Origin of the sequence: Haloarcula sp. CBA1127, from assembly GCF_001485575.1 — an archaeon.
Classification (GTDB): Archaea; Halobacteriota; Halobacteria; order Halobacteriales; family Haloarculaceae; genus Haloarcula.
This window is the reverse complement of record NZ_BCNB01000006.1, coordinates 2,385,735-2,402,103: the sequence shown is the minus strand read 5'-3', so window position 1 is coordinate 2,402,103 and position 16,369 is coordinate 2,385,735. Positions and strand designations below refer to the sequence as shown.

General features: G+C 63.1%; 16 protein-coding genes. 6 read left to right on the top strand and 10 right to left on the bottom strand.

Going from position 1 to position 16,369, the window contains the following annotated elements; translation table 11 throughout:
* The first annotated feature begins 6 nt into the window (after window positions 1–6).
* The gene (locus AV059_RS16660; protein ID WP_058996233.1) at window positions 7–726 is read left to right on the top strand and encodes a diphthine--ammonia ligase; all 720 of its coding nucleotides are present in this window, start codon (window positions 7–9) and stop codon (window positions 724–726) included.
* Between the two features lie 28 nt (window positions 727–754).
* On the opposite strand, the gene AV059_RS16655 is transcribed toward AV059_RS16660, so the two are convergent.
* Window positions 755–1,723, bottom strand: coding sequence for a sugar phosphate nucleotidyltransferase (locus AV059_RS16655; RefSeq protein ID WP_058996232.1), 969 nt, complete (start codon window positions 1,721–1,723; stop codon window positions 755–757).
* Window positions 1,724–1,807: 84 nt separating this feature from the next.
* Between AV059_RS16655 and AV059_RS16650 the strand changes: the two genes are divergently transcribed.
* On the top strand, window positions 1,808–2,449 hold the full coding sequence (locus AV059_RS16650; RefSeq protein ID WP_058996230.1) for an NUDIX hydrolase: 642 nt from the start codon (window positions 1,808–1,810) through the stop codon (window positions 2,447–2,449).
* A 25-nt stretch (window positions 2,450–2,474) separates the two neighbouring features.
* Here the strand turns inward: AV059_RS16650 and mce are convergent, their stop codons facing one another.
* Together mce and AV059_RS16640 are read right to left on the bottom strand one after the other, a co-directional pair.
* Window positions 2,475–2,864 (bottom strand): methylmalonyl-CoA epimerase, encoded by a 390-nt coding sequence (gene mce / locus AV059_RS16645; RefSeq protein WP_058996228.1) that lies wholly within the window; start codon window positions 2,862–2,864, stop codon window positions 2,475–2,477.
* A gap of 83 nt (window positions 2,865–2,947) precedes the next feature.
* A complete protein-coding gene (locus AV059_RS16640; RefSeq protein WP_058996226.1) occupies window positions 2,948–4,630 on the bottom strand; it encodes a methylmalonyl-CoA mutase in 1,683 nt (560 codons plus the stop codon).
* A 130-nt stretch (window positions 4,631–4,760) separates the two neighbouring features.
* Here AV059_RS16640 and AV059_RS16635 point away from each other — a divergent pair, with 130 nt between their 5' ends.
* Window positions 4,761–5,234, top strand: a complete 474-nt coding sequence (locus AV059_RS16635; RefSeq protein WP_058996223.1) for a peptidylprolyl isomerase — start codon at window positions 4,761–4,763, stop codon at window positions 5,232–5,234.
* A gap of 22 nt (window positions 5,235–5,256) precedes the next feature.
* Here AV059_RS16635 and AV059_RS16630 read toward each other — a convergent pair whose 3' ends face one another.
* On the bottom strand, window positions 5,257–5,841 hold the full coding sequence (locus AV059_RS16630) for a GNAT family N-acetyltransferase (RefSeq protein WP_058996221.1): 585 nt from the start codon (window positions 5,839–5,841) through the stop codon (window positions 5,257–5,259).
* A gap of 106 nt (window positions 5,842–5,947) precedes the next feature.
* On the opposite strand from AV059_RS16630, the gene AV059_RS16625 reads away from it, so the two are divergent.
* Window positions 5,948–6,652, top strand: coding sequence for a helix-turn-helix domain-containing protein (locus AV059_RS16625; protein WP_007190498.1), 705 nt, complete (start codon window positions 5,948–5,950; stop codon window positions 6,650–6,652).
* A gap of 25 nt (window positions 6,653–6,677) precedes the next feature.
* Here AV059_RS16625 and AV059_RS16620 read toward each other — a convergent pair whose 3' ends face one another.
* The 5 genes from AV059_RS16620 to AV059_RS16600 are packed head-to-tail and all read right to left on the bottom strand — an operon-like array spanning window position 6,678 to window position 11,616.
* Entirely contained in the window at window positions 6,678–7,415 is a 738-nt protein-coding gene (locus tag AV059_RS16620; protein WP_058996219.1) for an ABC transporter ATP-binding protein, read from the bottom strand.
* A complete protein-coding gene (locus tag AV059_RS16615; protein ID WP_058996217.1) occupies window positions 7,408–8,163 on the bottom strand; it encodes an ABC transporter ATP-binding protein in 756 nt (251 codons plus the stop codon). Before AV059_RS16615 ends, AV059_RS16620 begins: the two co-directional genes overlap by 8 nt.
* A gap of 1 nt (window position 8,164) precedes the next feature.
* Entirely contained in the window at window positions 8,165–9,313 is a 1,149-nt protein-coding gene (locus tag AV059_RS16610; RefSeq protein ID WP_058996215.1) for a branched-chain amino acid ABC transporter permease, read from the bottom strand.
* On the bottom strand, window positions 9,313–10,257 hold the full coding sequence (locus AV059_RS16605; RefSeq protein WP_058996213.1) for a branched-chain amino acid ABC transporter permease: 945 nt from the start codon (window positions 10,255–10,257) through the stop codon (window positions 9,313–9,315). Before AV059_RS16605 ends, AV059_RS16610 begins: the two co-directional genes overlap by 1 nt.
* A gap of 9 nt (window positions 10,258–10,266) precedes the next feature.
* Window positions 10,267–11,616: an ABC transporter substrate-binding protein gene (locus tag AV059_RS16600; protein ID WP_058996211.1), complete on the bottom strand. Its 1,350-nt coding sequence runs from the start codon at window positions 11,614–11,616 to the stop codon at window positions 10,267–10,269.
* A 246-nt stretch (window positions 11,617–11,862) separates the two neighbouring features.
* On the opposite strand from AV059_RS16600, the gene AV059_RS16595 reads away from it, so the two are divergent.
* Together AV059_RS16595 and AV059_RS16590 are read left to right on the top strand one after the other, a co-directional pair.
* Entirely contained in the window at window positions 11,863–12,732 is an 870-nt protein-coding gene (locus AV059_RS16595) for an SDR family oxidoreductase (protein WP_058996208.1), read from the top strand.
* A 154-nt stretch (window positions 12,733–12,886) separates the two neighbouring features.
* Window positions 12,887–14,908: an AMP-binding protein gene (locus tag AV059_RS16590; protein WP_058996207.1), complete on the top strand. Its 2,022-nt coding sequence runs from the start codon at window positions 12,887–12,889 to the stop codon at window positions 14,906–14,908.
* Here the strand turns inward: AV059_RS16590 and AV059_RS16585 are convergent, their stop codons facing one another.
* The gene (locus AV059_RS16585; protein ID WP_058996205.1) at window positions 14,909–16,099 is read right to left on the bottom strand and encodes an MFS transporter; all 1,191 of its coding nucleotides are present in this window, start codon (window positions 16,097–16,099) and stop codon (window positions 14,909–14,911) included. It abuts the gene before it with no gap.
* Between the last annotated feature and the right edge of the window lie 270 nt (window positions 16,100–16,369).

The window sequence follows — 16,369 nt, the reverse complement described above, 5'->3', positions numbered from 1 at the left end:
GCGGCTATGACAGACGGCGCGTGGGTTTCGCTGTTCTCCGGCGGCAAAGACTCCTCGTGGGCGCTGTACCGGGCACTGGAACGGGGCCACCCCGTCGAACGCCTGGTGACGGTTCACCCGGAAGGCGATTCCTACATGTACCACGTTCCAGCGACCCGATTAGCCCGCCTAGCTGCCGAGAGCATCGGTATCCCACTGGTCGAGGTCGAACCTGATGACTTCGAGGCCGACGACGTGCCTGACTCGGGCGAGCAGGGCGACGCCGAACTCGAACCGCTGGAAGAAGCACTGCGTGAACTCGACGGTGAACTGGACGGTGGCATCACCGGCGTCACCGCAGGCGCTGTCGAAAGCGAGTACCAGACGACCCGCATCGAATCGATGGCCGACCGCCTCGAAGCCAACGTGTTCGCGCCGCTGTGGCAGGAAAACCCCCGCGACCTCGCTGACGCGATGCTCGACGCTGGCTTCGAGATACAGATTATCCGTGTTGCCGCCTACGGCCTCGACGAGTCCTGGCTGGGTCGCACGCTCGACGCCGACGCGCTCGACGAACTGGAGGCACTCAACGACGAGTACGGCGTCCACATCCTCGGCGAAGGTGGGGAGTTCGAAACGCTCGTCACCGACGGGCCACACATGGATCGCCGGATCGAATTGGAGTACGAGACGCAGTGGGACGGCAGTCGTGGGACGGTACAGATCGAAGACGCGTGGCTGGCGTAATCAGGAAAGACAAAACGGCTGGGCGGGACTAGTCGCCGTTCGTCAACTGCGTGTGCGCGCCAATGAGCGCACCGGCGAGGTCCAGACTCTCGACTTGCGTATCCCGGTCGATAATCGACTGTCGGATGTCCGAATCGAGGATGGTCGTGTCCGGGAACACGATGGTACCGTCGAGGCTGGAGTTGACGATTTCGGCCCCCGAGAGGACGTGGACGTTCTCGCCGAGCGTGGTGTTCTCGATGGTAGCGTCCTCCGCAACGACGTTGTCCCCGTCCAGTTCCCACGCGACGGCCTCCAGATAGCTCTCGGGCGTCCCGATGTCGTACCAGGCGTCGTCAAACGTGAACGCACGGACCGGCCCGTCATCGACGAGCCACTGGATGAACCAGCCCGGTTCGTCCGGATTGTTCCCGTCTTCGAGGTACTCGTCGAAGCGTATCGCATCGGCTGGGAACGCGTAGCAGGCAATCGAGACGAGCGTGCTGTTGGGGTCGTCGGGCTTCTCCTGGAAATCCGTGACCTCCTCGCCGTCGAGTTCTATGAGGCCGTAGGAGCTGGCCTTTTCCAGGGACCCGACATCGTAGGCGGCGAGCGTGGGGTCGTCGTACTGCTCGAAGTAGTCGATGAACTCGGCGATGTCGAAGCTGATGAGGTTGTCGCCGGCGATGACCAGCAGGTCCTCGTCGCCGAGTCCCTCCCGGTCGACCAGTTGGGCGAGCGCGCCGACGACGCCGAACTTCTCGTCTTCCTCGGCAGTTTCCTCGACGGTCAGGGACGCTTTCTCGAAGCGACTCGCGGCGATGTGGTCTCGGAAATCGCCGGCAAATCGCTGGTTCGTACTGACGAACACGTCAGTGATGCGATCGTCCTCCTCTAATTCCCCGAGAATCCGGTCGATGACAGTCGTCTCACCGACAGGGAGCAGCATCTTGGGCCGGTGCTTGGTGACAGGCCAGAGCCGGGTGGCGTACCCGCCTGCGAGGACAATCGCTTTCATGTCTGGAAGCAGACAACCAGAATACAAGTTCTTTTTCATCGGCTGGACCACGGCACTTATCGGTGCCCCGGAGTACAACCCCGTATGACTGACGACGCCGATAGGCAGGGGACCGCGGATGCGAACCTCACGGAGAAGATCAACCAGACGAACGTCGACGAGCGTATTTCGAGCCTGGAAGCGGCCTACGACGAGGTTCCGGTCACCGAGGAGACCTTCGAGCTATCGCCCGACGAATACGCCGACGTGTTCGCTGCGACACGCGGGACTGGGTACTCCGGGAACAGCGTCGTGTTCGTCACCCGAGACGGCTCAGAGTTCCCGGAGCTAAGTGACCAGATACCAGAGCAGGCAGCCGGCGATACCCGCCACCGGGTCCTACTGGTGCTGGGCCGCGGCGCTGACATGTGGGCGCTGCCCGGCGGCGGTAAGGGGGACGAGTACGAGTCGGTCCAAGGGACTGCCGTCCGCCGCGTCAACGAACAGACCGGCATCCGCTGTACGGTCACCGGCATCGCGGAGGTCGTTCACTCGAAGTACTATCCGGACACCGATGCACAGGGGTCGGTGCACACGCTAGACATCTTCCTTGAAGCAGAGTACAAGAAAGGAAGCCTTGATGTGGACGAATCAGAACTCGTCGGCGCGGCGTGGTTCGCCGAGCCGCCAGAGCAGCTCACTCCCGGGGCCGAAGAACGGTTTGCGGCCTTCCTCGACGACGAGTGAAGCCGGGACCGGAACGGGCTCTCGCTCAGTGTTCGACTAACTCCACGAGCACGCCACCGGTCGTCTTCGGATGGAGAAAGGCCACGTCGTGCCCCCACGCGCCCGGCCGTGGCTCCTCGTCTATGAGGTCGATGCCGCAGTCGCTAACGGTCTCTAGCGCGGCGGCGATGTCGTCTGTCTCTAGAGCCACGTGATGGATGCCCGGCCCATTACTGTCGAGATATCTGGGAATCGCGCCGTCGGCGTCTGGTAGCGGTTCTAGCAGTTCGAAGTAGCCGTTGTCCATCTCCAGAAACGTCACCTGTAGCCCGTCGAATGTCTCCTCGTGGACGACCGGTGTTCCGAAGGCGTCGGCGAACAGTTCCGCGAGCGGGTCGGCGTCGTCCGTCGCGATGCCAGCGTGGTCGAATTGCATGGACGGCCGTACACCGGGATGGGTTATAATTCTGGGAGCATGGATGACTGGAAAACAGGCTGTGGTTCGCGTTTCGACCGACCTTACATCGACGAACCGGGCTGGTACTCGCCGAACACGTCCCGGAGCACGTCACACACCTCGCCGGTCGTGGCGTACACCTTCACAGCGTCGATGATATAGGGCATGACGTTCTCGTCGCCTTCGGCGGCCTGTCGGAGCGCGTCGAGTTTCGCCTTGACGGCCTCCTCGTCGCGTTCCTCTCGGACGGTGGCGACGTTGTCTTGCTGGGCCTGCTCAACGGCCTCGTCGACCTCTTCGATGTCCTGCTCGCCCTCTTCCTCGACCTGATACTCGTTGACGCCGACGATGATGCGGTCGCCAGCTTCCTGTTCGCGCTGGCGCTCGAAGGCCACATCCTGAATCTGGCGCTGGACCCATTGCTCCTCGATGGAGCGGCGCATCCCGCCACGTTCGTCGACCTCCTCAATGAGTTCGCGGGCCTCCGCTTCGAGTTCGTCGGTCAGCGACTCGACGTAGTAGCTCCCGGCCAGCGGATCGATGGTGTCCGCCGCGCCCGACTCGTGGGCGAGGATTTGCTGGGTCCGTAGTGCTGTCCGGACAGACTGTTCGGTCGGCAGGCCGATGGCCTCGTCCTTGCCGTTGGTGTGGAGGCTCTGAGTCCCGCCCAGAACGGCCGCCAATGCCTGGTAGGAGACGCGGACGACGTTGTTCTCGATCTGCTGGGCGGTCAGCGTCGACCCGGCGGTCTGGGTGTGGAACTTCAACTGTTTGGACTTGGGATTCTGGGCGTCGAAGCGCTCGTCCATAATTTTCGCCCAAAGGCGGCGTGCTGCCCGGAACTTTGCTACTTCCTCGAAGATGTTGTTGTAAGAGGCAAAGAAAAAGGAGAGCTGCGGAGCGAACTCGTCCACGTCAAGCCCGGCCTCGATAGCGGCCTCAACGTACTCGATGCCGTCCCCCAGCGTGAACGCGATTTCCTGAGCGGCTGTCGAGCCGGCCTCGCGGATGTGATACCCAGAGATGGAGATGGTGTTGAACTTCGGTGTCTCGGCGGCACAGAACTCGAAGATGTCGGTGATGAGCCGCATCGACGGCTCCGGCGGGTAAATGAACGTGTTCCGGGCAATGTACTCCTTGAGCACGTCGTTCTGGATGGTCCCGCGGAGTTCCTCGCGGTCGACGCCCTGCTTGTCGCCGACAGCGATGTACATCGCCAGCAGCACCGACGCGGGGGCGTTGATGGTCATACTCGTCGAGACCTCGTCCAGCGGGATGCCGTCGAATACGGTCTCCATGTCATCAAGCGAGTCGATGGCGACGCCGGTTTTGCCGACCTCGCCGGCGGCCATCGCGTGGTCGGAGTCATACCCCATCTGCGTGGGGAGGTCAAACGCCATCGACAGCCCGGTCTGGCCCTGGTCAAGCAGATAGTTGAACCGCTCGTTGGTCTCCGTCGCAGTCCCCATCCCGGCGTACTGGCGCATCGTCCAGAGGCGGCCCCGATAGCCGGTGGGATACACGCCGCGGGTGTACGGTTCCTGACCGGGGAAGCCAAGGTCCTCCTCGTAGTCGAGATCGGAGATGTCGTCCGGGGTGTACAGCCGGTCTACCTCGTGACCTTCGGTGTCCGTGGTGAACGTCTCCTTGCGTTCGCCAAAGCGGTCGACGGTGGGCTGGACGTCGTCTTCCTCCCACTGAGCCTTCGACTCCCGTATCTCCTCCAGCTCGTCGGGGTCAAACATGGACGGATTGTCGGACGGCGGAGGCTTAAGGGTTCTTAAATCCTTCACGATTTGTAATACGCGTCTCGCCGTGGTATGGCGGCACGCTGTTCCGAGGTGGGTTTATATCTTCGCCATCTACCGAGAGCGTATGCCAATCGAACCGGGAGACGGCGTTACCATCGAGTACGTCGGCCGCTTCGAGGACGGGAGCGTCTTCGATACGTCACGTCCCGAAATCGCCAGGGAGCACGGACTCATCGAGGCACAGGGCGTCGACGCGAGCGAGTATGCACCGCTTTCCTTCACTGTCGGTGCAGGAGAGATCATTGAGGGAATCGACGAGGCGCTCGTCGGCATGGCCGCGGGCGAGGAGGCCACTATCACAGTACCCCCAGCCAAAGCCTACGGCGAGTTCCAGACCGACCGCGTCCGCGAGTACGATCCCGAAACGTTCGAGGGTATGGTCGGAAAAGAGCCGGAAGTCGGAACCCACGTCGAGGCTGAAAACGGGCTTCACGGGGACGTAACTGCTGTCCGCGACGACGCCGTCGAGGTAGATTTCAACCACGAGCTGGCCGGCAAGACGCTCGTGTTCGATATCGAAGTCGTCGACGTCAGATAATCAGTCCGTCGTCAGCAGATTATCAGTCGCCCGTGTCGTACTTGTAGGTCGCTTCGTCGGGGTCGATGCCGAAGTCCTCGGGACCCTCCTCTGGCTCAGGTTCCTCGGACTCGCCGGCACTGGCCTGCTTGAACTGCTTGCGGAGGTGGCCGGGAACCTCGAAGCGGTCAACGGCCACCCGGAGTGGCACCGCGTCCGGCTGGATGTTCTCCTGTTTGGTCGCGAGCCGGTCCCGGAGCGAGTCGGGGAGTTGTGCCGGCTCGATGCGCTCGAAGCCGAACTGCGCGAGAAATTCTGAGGCGTTCGTCAGTGAGTAGACGGTGTCAAACCCCTCGTCGCCCGCGTACTCGACCAGCCGTTCGATGACGTGTGTGCCGACGCCCTGATTGCGCCATTCGGGCAGGACGCCGATGCTGGTCAGTTCACAGACTGGCTCGTCGCCGCCCTTGTGAATACGGATACGGCCGAAGCCGGCCTTCTCGTGGCTCTCCTCGTCGATAGCGACGACGTAGTCCCGGGATCTAAAAGCCGTCTCGTCCAGCCCCATCTCTTCGATACGGTCGAGCAACCAGACTTCCTCGCGGTTTTTGGCATCCCGGACGTACATACCTCAAAGTTAGCTGCCGCAGTCAAAAGGGTTTGCGGCGTGGTTGAGACGGGAACGACCTGGTGGAGAGGCAATCACTAAGACAGTTCAACATGATTGATTGCCCATGATATCGCTCGAGATGGATATGGTCCAGTACGACTGTCCGTACATCGACACGACACGGGACTACGAGGTGTCGTTTCTGGCCAAGCAGTGGGATTTCCACCCTGTCGAGCGGGAACTGGAGACGCGGATCATGGTCAACGGAGCGGACCGGGAAGAACTGGACCGGGGGCTGAACGCACTGGAGACGCACGACCACATGGAGTCCTATCAGCTTCTCCGGCGGAAGGGCGACCTGGCGCTCATCCGCTCGCGCATCGATGAGACGAACGCGATGAGCGTCATCCGCGACCACAGTGGCTACATCACCGGCCCGTTTCGCATCCGTGACGGGTCGGAAATCTGGCACGTTGGCTTCGATACCGAACGCGTCGCGGAGGGGACCCTGTCTGAACTAGAGCGCGACAATGACTACACTATCAGGTCCCGCGAATCGGTCGATCTGGAGGACTACTACGACCTGCTACAGAACATCGACTCGGCGAAGCGGCTAGTCGATGGCTGTCGGGAACTCTCGGAAGTAGAGCGAAACACGCTGGAGAAGGCCGTCGAAGGCGGCTACTTCGACACGCCGCGGGACGCGACCCTGTCATCGCTCGCCGAGGAGTTCGATGTCTCGAAGATGGCCATCTCGAAGAATCTCCGGCGCAGTCAGCGGAAGATCCTCGACCGCGTCACGACAGCGATGAACGATGTGACCGAGTGAGAGCGGCGGGTGGGGCTGTGTGCTGCTACTCCGCCCCGCTACCCTGCATCAACTTCTGGATGTCTTCGTCCGCCGCCAGCTCTCCCGGGTCACCGCTGGCGACGATGTCCCCGCGCTCAATGACGTAGAGGCGGTCGACGACCTCAGGCACGTGTGTGACGTTGGACTCAGCGATGAGCACCGCAATGCCGCGGTCGTTGATCGCCCGGATGTGGCGCTTGAGGTTCTCAACGACGACCGGAGCTAATCCCTCCAGCGGTTCATCGAGGATGAGCAAATCGGGCTGGAGCGCCAGCGCCCGCCCGATGGCTACCATCTTGGCCTGACCGCCGCTGAGGTTCTGGACCTTCGCGTCCCGGCGGTCGTCGAGTTCGGTCAGTACGTCGTAGACGCTCTCGACGACCGCGTCCTCGTCGTCGATACCGCGGGCCGGCCCGCTGGTCCAGATGGGGAGTCGGAAGTTCTCGTCGACGGTCATTCCGGTGAACAGCTTCCGATCTTCGGGCTGATAGCCGATGCCACGCTTGGGAATCAGCTCCGAGCGGATGCTTGTCAGTTCCTCACCGCGGAATTTGACTGAGCCGCTCCAGACCGGCGTTAGGCCCATGATTCCACGGAAGGTACTCGTCTTCCCGGCCCCGTTGCGGCCAACGAGGCCGACCGCCTCGCCAGCGTTCACGTCGAGGTCGATATCCTCGGTCACCTGAAACCCCTCGACGGCGGCGTTGAGCCCGCGAACGGACAGCAGCGGTTCGCTACTCATCGTCGCCAACCCCCAGGAGGAGCCGTCGGAGTTCGTCGTCGGTTTCGAGCATCGTCGGCGGGCCGACGCCGTGGACTGCGCCCTGATGTAGGGCGACGACGCGGTCGGCGTACTCCGTGACGATGTCCATGTCGTGCTCGATAGTCACTGTCGTCACGCCCTCCGCCCGGCCCACCTCGACAATCGTTTCGATGACGTACTCTTTTTCGCGGGTCGACACGCCCGAGGTCGGCTCGTCAAGCAGGAGGTAATCCGGGTCGAGACCGAACGACATCGCCACGTCGAGCAGTTTCCGGTCGCCGTGGGGCAGTTCTTCGGCGACTGTGTCCGCAGCGTCTTCCAGCCGGAACTTCTCCAACAGCTCGTTGACCTGCGCCTCCACCTCTTCGTGGCCGTCGGCCATCGAGAGCAGGCTCCAGGTCTTGCCCTGTTCGGTCAACACGACCGTCCGGAGGTTCTCCCGGACCGTCATCTCCTCGAACACCTTGACGACCTGGAAACTCCGGGCGATGCCGGCGTCGACGCGCCCGTTTGCCGACATGCCGGTAATCTCGTCGCCGTCGAGGACGATGGACCCCTCGTCCGGTGAGAGAAAGCCGGTGAGGAGGTTGACGAACGTCGTCTTCCCAGCCCCGTTCGGACCGACGATGAAGACGAGTTCACCCTCGTCCTTACCGAACTCAAGCGTGATGTCGTCAGTTGCGACCAGTTCACCGAAGGACTTCCGCAGATTGCGTGCTTCGAGCATATCAGTCGACTCCGAAGAGGATTATCCGCAGGCTAGTCAGCGACTCGGCCACCTTCCGTTCAATCGACTGCACGGCATTCCGACTCCACGTCGACAGGACGGACGGCTCACGACGTAGTTCACTGAGCCGCGTGTTGACGATCCCGCCGGACCGGAGGGACCCGACGATCCCTCGCGGGAACCCGTACACCAGTATCAGCAGCACCACGCCCGTCAGGAATTCGTAGTACTGGGTCACGTCTTGCCCCACGTCCTGCAGGAAGACGAGGACGACACCGCCGATGAGTGGGCCGACAAGCGTTCGGAACCCGCCCAGAATCGCCATGAACAGGATGTCGCCCGACCGGAGGAAAAACAGCGTCCCCTCCGGGCGGACGTACTGGCGAACAACGGCGTACAGCCCGCCCGCGACGCCGCCGTAGATGCCCGAGATGACGAAGGCAGCCCAGACGTACCGTCGGACCGGGAGGCCGATGAACCGCGCTCGGGTCCGTTCCTGCCCGATGGCGTCCAGAGCGTTCCGGAACGGCGACTGCGTGATGCGGTACATCACGAACAGGCCGATGAGGATGACGACCACCGTCAGGTAGTACGTCAGGACCTGGTACACGTCGGGGCTGAACGCGGTCCCGAACAGGAGCGGCTGGTTCGCCGGCCCCGGCCGAATCGGGAGTCCGTCGCTCCCGCCGAGTGCGCTCTGGCCCAGCGCGATGGCGTACAGGAGTTGGCCGAAGGCCAGCGTCAGGAGGGCGAAGTACAGCCCGGTGTGTCGTAGCGATAGCACCCCGATGATGGCCGCCATCACCGTCGCGGCCGCGATGGCACCGAGCAACAGCAGGCCGACGCTCTGGACGCCGGCGTAGCGTGCGAGGACCGCGGTCGCGTACGCGCCGGTGCCGAAGAAGGCTGCGTGGCCGAACGACGTGAGCTTTGTGTGGCGAAGAAGGAGGTTCAGCCCGACCGCCGCAAAGCCAAACAGCAAGCCCTGATGGATGACGCTGAGCTGGAGGCTGTCGGAGAGGCTTGCGATATCTGGAATGACGAACAGGAACAAGATCCCAAGGACGAGGAAGGCCGCTTCCCGTCGCGTTACTTCGACTCCGAGGAAGCGATACGCCGGCGTTCCGTCGCGGTCGACACGCTCCGGCATCACGCCGTCTCACCCCACGTTCCGAACAGCCCTTCGGGCTTGACCAGCAGGATGAGCGCCATGATGGCGAACGGGGCCGCAATCTCGCCCGGCGGGTACAGCGTAATCATCCAGCTCCGGATGACGCCGACAAGCAGTGCGCCGACGAACGCCCCGCGGAGGCTGCCGAGGCCGCCGATGACGATGACGACGAAGGAAAGCACGAGCGGATTGGTGCCCATCTCAAGCGTCGCCGCCGTCGGCGGGACGGCCATCGCACCGGCGAAGCCCGCGAGGAACGCGCCCAGCGCGAACACGAGCGTGAACACGCGGTCGGTGCTGACGCCGATCGCGGTCGCCATCTCACGGTCGATAGCCGTCGCTCTGATGATGCGCCCAGTCTTCGTCCGCTCGAAGAACCAGAACAGGCCCACGACGACGGCCGAGCCGACGAGGATGACGAACACGTTGTAAGTCGGGTAGTTCAGCCCGACGAGTTCGCTCGTCGGAATCGCGTTGATCGCGCTGTAGACGGCGTCGGTCCGGATCGAACTGTCCCCCCAGATGAACTTCTTCACGTCGAGGAGGATGAGCAAGAGGGCGAAGGTCAGCACCAGCTGGTACACTTGGTCGCGGTCGTAAATCTGGCGCAGGAACACCGCTTCGAAGAGGGTTCCCACGGGCAGGAGGATGGCTGCCGTCACCAGCACGGCCGCGAGAACCGCGAGTATGAACACGGCGGTGCCGACGACGCCGCCCCCCGGCGGACCGATAATACCGATGATAAACCCGAACACGCCGATGGCGGTGTACGCGCCCAGCGAGAACAGTTCCCCGTGGGCGAGGTTCAGGACATCCAGAATCCCCAGGATAACGGTGAGCCCTGAGGCGATCATGAACAGGATGAACCCGAACTGGATGCCGTTGAGCGTCTGGACGAGCGCGGCTGTGGGTGTTACGGCCATGGCTCGGTATCAGGCGCTCCAGCTATCCAGCCAGTCGCTCCCGGTGACACCGGGTGGCGGCGCTGTCTCGGTGGCTGCGTATGTGTTCACGTCTTCAAGCCTGGCCGCCCCGAGGTCGTCATCATACACCATCTGCCCGGCAAAGGAGTTCGACGCGCCCTGATGGTCCTCGGCGATGTTGTGGTAGCCGGCCGGGGTGAAGAAGCCGTGTCCCTCCAGAACCTGCGCGATCTGCTCCTGAGTTGGGTATGTCCCCAGCAGGTCGATGGCCTTCTCGACGGCCGTTGCCCAGGCGGTGACCGCCCCGTACCCGCTCATGTAGTGTGCCGTTGGGACGGTCACGCCCTCCTGCTGTGTTGCGGCGTCGAACAGTTCGCGGCCGGGCTGCCAGTTTCCGGGTGCCGGCAGGCCCCAGTAGTAGTTCCGCGACCCGGAGTAGATGTCCGTCCCGGCCAGTGCATCGCCCGGCACATCGCCGGCCGCGCTGTACAGCGTCGTGCCGAACACCGTCGTGTTCTCGAACATATCGTTGGCGTTGGCCTGCCGGACGAACGTCGTCACGTCGCCGCCCCACAGACTGGAGAAGGTCACATCCGGCTCCTCGTTGTTGATCGAGGTGATGTGATTCGCCATGTCGCTGGCCCCGAGTTCCGGGAACCCCTCATAGACGATTTCGGCGTCGGTGAGTCTCTGGATGGCCTGCGTGAACACTCGCATCTCGTCCTCACCGAAGGAGTAGCCGGGGTTGACCCCGGCGACAGTCGAGATGTTGTCAGCGCCAATGCGTTCGACGGCTTCCCGGGCCATCGTCACCACTTCCATGATGTCGTAGTTCTGGAAGCGGAAGGAGTAGGTCGGATCGGGAACGGTTTCCTCGTAAAGCGTCGTTACTGTCCCGTCAGTGCTGACGTTGATGACCTCGTTTTTCTCGACTTCGGGGGCGATCTGGCTGTGTGTGCCACTGGAAATCGGGCCGAAGGTGACCTCTTTCCCCTCCTCGATGAACTGGTTGTAGCTGTCGAGCGGGTTCGACCCCTCGTTGACGACATCCAGTTCGATCTCTCGTTGTCCACCGATGCCGCCCGCTTCGTTGATGCGCTGGACGGCGAGTTCGGCCCCGCGCTGGGCCTGAATCCCGAGTACGCCCGGTGCGCCACGCGTGAACGTCAACAACCCGGCCTGTATCGGTTCGTCAGAAATCTCACCGCCGGACTGCTCGCTCTGATCCGCTGTTTCGCCGTCGCTCAGCAGCGTCGAGCAGCCAGCGAGCGCTGCGGCGACGGCTGAGCTGCCGACGGCGGAGAGCAGTTGTCGCCTGCCGATGCCACCAGTGTCATGGTCCGTTGTCGTTTGTTCCATAGGTGTGTCCCAATACGCCCCGGACAAGCCCGGGCTATCTGGTCACGCGGTGTGTGCCACGCTCACAGGGATGACTGATTCTTCCGACGTAACCCCCGAATAACGGGAGGTTTACACGTAAACCACGACGCCGGTGAGATGACGGAACAGCGTTCTCGGGCCGGAATGCGGGCATGTCACAGCAGCCAGTCGGGTATACATATCAACCCACCCCTATTCGGAGATGTCCAGAGAACGTGTGAACGAATGGCATCCAGCACTTCTCATGAACGGCTCGAAGTCGAGCCCATCGACGAGTCCTCGATCCTGTTCGCCGACGACGACCACTACACGAGCGACACCGTCTGTCTGGTGACCGGCGGCGGGTCGGGCATCGGCCGGGCGACAGCGCTTGCGATGGCCGCTAACGGGGTGACCGCCGTCGCCACGGATATCGACGCCGACGGCCTCGCCGAAGTCGCGGACACAGCGGCGGACCTCGACCTCGACGGGACCGTCGAGACAGTGACCGGTGATCTCGCGAACGACGCAGATATCGAATCCATCGTCGAGACCGCCGCCTCTCACGGCACAGTTCGCTATCTCGCCAACATTGCCGGCCTCCAGCACATCGACGCCATCGAGGACTTCCCGATGGAGAAGTACGACCAGATGCACGACGTGATGTTGCGCGCGCCGCTTGCGCTCTCGAAGCGCGTCATCCCGCACATTCGCGGCACCGACGACGGCGTGGGTGCCATCGGGAACATGGCGTCAGTCCACGGCCACTACGTTACCTCGGATAAGGTGGCCTACAACGTCTCGAAGTTCGGCCTGCGAGGGCTGACACAGTCTATTGCCGCCGAGGGCGGTGACGGCCTCCGTGGGTTCTCTATCAGCACCGGCTACGTCAAGACGCCGCTGGTCGTCGACCAGATTCCCGACACCGCCGAGCAACGGGGCATCAGCGTCGACGAGGTCATTGATGACGTGATGCTGGGCCAGGCCCGGGTCAAGGAGATGATGGACCCTATCGACGTGGCGAACCTCTTCGTGTTCGGCTTCTCAACCCACGCCGACCATCTCAACGGCGGGGACCTGCTGTTCGACGGCGGCATGACAAAGACCTACGAGTGAAATCTTGACGTGTGGACATGAATTACTCCTGCGTCACACAGACGGCGCGGAACCGGGCTCCCCCGCCCGACACACGAGCGTGTCGCGTGTATCGCGTGCCGGACGGCGGTACCAGTTTATACCAGACGACCAAACACTACGGAATACTGACCCTATGAGCGACCAAACCGACGTAGACTCCATCGTCCACGAACCAAGCCATTCGTTCGTCGAATCGACGAACGTCTGGGAGTTCATGCAGGAATACGATATCGACAACTACGACGAACTCATCGAGCGAACGACCACAGACCTGCCCGAGGAACCCGACTCGGGCGTCGAGTGGTTCTGGGACCTGCTCCCGGAGTACCTCGACATCGAGTTCTTCGAAGCATACGACGAAGTCAGGGACAACAGTGAGGGGCCGCAGTTCACCGACTGGTACACCGGCGGGACTATCAACGCCGCCCACAACGTCTTGGACCGCCACGCAGCGCGGGACAGCCCGACCCGAAACACAGTCGCGCTCATCTGGGAGGGCGAGCCCGGAGACGTGCGGGAGGTTACGTATCACGAACTGAACCGACAGGCCAGCAAGGTAGCGAACTATCTGGAGTCCGTCGGCGTCGGCACCGGCGACACCGTCGGCCTGTACATGCCGATGGTCCCCGAAGTCGCGTCGATACTGTACGGCTGTCTCAAGGTCGGCGCGATCGCCGTGCCGATCTTCTCCGGGTTCGGCGTCGACGCGACAGCGACCCGCATCGCGGACGCCGAGTGTTCCGTCCTGTTCACCGGTGACGGCTTCTACCGCCGGGGCTCCGGGGTCCACCTCAAGGGAAGCGCCGACGAGGCTATTGAGCAGGCCGGCGACGAACTCGGGACAACACCGGTCGAACACACTGTGGTCTACGACCGCCTCGGCATCGCGGACAACCCCGACGAGACGATTCGCTGGACCCGCCGCGACGAGTGGTGGGACGAGGCTATCGAGACCGCCGACGACGAGTACGCGGCTAAGGAACTCCCAAGCAATCAGGAGTCGATGCTCCTGTACTCCTCCGGGACGACCGGGAAACCGAAGGGCATCGTCCACACGCACGCCGGCGCACTCATGCAGGCGGCCAAGGAGATCTACTTCGGCTTCGACCACAAGCCGAGCGACCGCTTCTTCTGGGTGAGCGATATCGGCTGGATGATGGGCCCGTGGACGCTGCTCGGAAACCACGCCTTCGGCGGCACTGTCTTCATGTACGAGGGCGCGCCGGACCACCCGGAGCCGGACCGCTTCTGGGAGATGATCGACCGTCACGACATCACCACGTTCGGCGTCTCACCGACCGCAATTCGGGCGCTCCGCAAGAAGGGTGACGAGTGGCTGGAGGGGCATGACCTCTCCAGTCTACGGCTGCTGGGCTCGACCGGCGAACCCTGGGACCCCGAGAGCTGGCAGTGGTTCTACGAGAACGTGGGCGACGAGGACTGTCCAATCATCAACATCTCCGGCGGAACCGAGATCATGGGCTGTTTCCTGATGCCGATGCCGATTCAGTCGCTCAAACCCTGCACGCTTGGCGGTCCAGGGCTGGGGATGGATATCGATATCGTCGATTCCGATGGTGAATCAATCGCCGACACACACGAGCGCGGCTATCTGGTCGCCAGAGACTCCTGTCCCTCGATGACCCGGTCGCTCTGGTCGGGCGACGACCGCTACCTGCACGAGTACTGGTCGACCTGGGACGACGTCTGGGACCACGGCGACTGGGCCCAGAAAGACGAGGACGGCCTCTGGTTCCTCCACGGCCGGGCCGACGACGTGCTCAACGTCGCCGGACGGAAAGTCGGACCGGCGGAGGTCGAAGGGGCGGCGATGGAACACGACGCGGTCAATCAGGCCGCCGCTGTCGGTGCGCCGGACGACACCACCGGCACTGCTGTCGTCCTCTACGCCGTGCTGGAACCCGGCTACGAACCCGACGACGACCTCCGGGACGACATCCGCGCCGCCGTCGGCGAGGAACTCGGCAAGCCGTTCCGGCCCCGCGAAGTGCTGTTCGTCGATGAGTTCCCGAAGACCCAGAGCGGGAAAATCATCCGCCGGGCAATCGCCGGCGTCTACCGCGGCGAGGATCTGGGCGATATGTCCAGCATCGAGAACCCCGCGGCGCTGGACGAGGTCCGCGAGGCGTCGTAGTCAGCCCCCAACGGCGTCCTCTGCCGGCTTCTCCAGCCGTAACAGTCCGGGCAGTGCAAGCACCGCGAGAACGACCTCCGTCCCGCCGGCGACGAAGAACGCAACGGGGTAGCCGAAGGCTCCGGCGACAGTGCCGCCGACGAGGATGCCGGCGAGGAAGCCGACGCTGCCGAAGATGTTGAACCCGGCCATTGCAGTGCCACGCTCCGTCTCGATGGCGAGGTCTGAAACGAGTGCCATCGTCGCTGGGGCCATCAGTGCGCCGATAACGCCGGTCAGTACCATCCCCACACCGGCGATGGTGACCGTCGGCGCTTGCCCGACGCCGACAACAGTGAGCCCGTACAGCACCGACCCGACAACAATAGGAGCGGTTCGACCGATGCGGTCAGAGAGCACGCCGAAGGGATACTGCAGCAGGGCAAACGGGGCAAAAAACAGCGCCAGCATGACACCGGTTTCGCCGGGGCTCAGTTCGAACGTCTCCCTAAAATACAGGGTGCCGACGAGCGCGAAAAAGCCCGCAGTGAGCCGGTCGATAAACCCGAAAGCGTACGGCACGCCGAGCGTCGGTCGCTGTTTGAGGCCAGATACGGTCGCGGCCAGGCCTGACCGCCCGTCCGACGGTGCGCGGTCGGTCACGAGTAGAGCGGCCACTGCGACGACGAGCGACAGCGTGCTCGCCACGTACAGCGGGAGCGTCGTCTGGATTTCGTAGAGTTGGCCGCCGAGTGGCGCCCCAAGCGCCGTCCCACTGCCGATAGCGATGCCTGCCGCACCCATGTTCTTGCCGTGGCCGCCGCCGAGGTCCATCAGCATCGTCATCGCCAGCGAGAACGCGGCGATAGTGGCTCCGCCCTGGAGGACCCGTAGGACCAGCACGCCGGTAAAGGAGAGCGAAACCGCTCCGGGGAGCCACGCGATGAGGGCATACAGCACTGCGCCTGCGCCCGCCCCACCAGCGATATACGGTGCGCGCCGGCCGGTAGCGTCACTGAGCACGCCCCACACGCCGGCGAAAACGACGAACGCCCCGAACTCGGCGGCCAGAAACCACATACTCGCGTTCAGGTCTGTCGTCGCACCCAGCGATCGAACGAGTCTGTCGACACCCGGATACAGTAAGACCTGCGCCAGTAACACGGCGAAGATAACGCCCGCGAGAACGCCCCGGTCTGTGCGGTCCGTCACAGGCAACAGGTACAGCGAGCCGAGAAAAATAGATGTCGGACCCGAATACGGAACGCTGCTCGTAGAACGCTACAACGACCGACGACAGAACAGCGCGTCCGCTGACCCGGCCAATCCGCGTTACTCAGCGCTGTGTGGCGGAACGAAACCGCAGTTCGAACAGCCGTTGTGCTTCGTCGTCTGGTAGCTCAATTCCGCCCCGCAGTTCGGACAGTTGTACTGGTCTGAACTCATTCACGCACTGGTAGTGTTCGACAGTACCTAAACCTT